Genomic DNA, 202 nt, shown 5'->3' with positions numbered 1-202 from the left:
CTGGTCGTCCTCTCAGACCAGCTACTGATCGTCGCCTTGGTGAGCCTTTACCTCACCAACTAGCTAATCAGATATCGGCCGCTCCAGGAGCATGAGGTCCGAAGATCCCCCACTTTCATCCTTAGATCGTATGCGGTATTAGCGTAACTTTCGCTACGTTATCCCCCACTCTTGGGTACGTTCCGATATATTACTCACCCGT

Annotated in this window: 1 rRNA gene (running past one end of the window); it reads right to left on the bottom strand. The window is 51.5% G+C overall.

Annotation, left to right across the window (positions count from 1 at the left end):
• Window positions 1–202: ribosomal RNA gene (locus ASD28_RS10730) — 16S ribosomal RNA — on the bottom strand; its annotated part runs 255 nt beyond the window's last position; the annotation flags it as partial.

The sequence above is a fragment of the Massilia sp. Root133 genome (assembly GCF_001426525.1).
GTDB lineage: Bacteria > Pseudomonadota > Gammaproteobacteria > Burkholderiales > Burkholderiaceae_D > Telluria > Telluria orientalis.
Note: the sequence above shows the minus strand (reverse complement) of the source record. Positions and strands in the feature narration are given on the sequence as shown.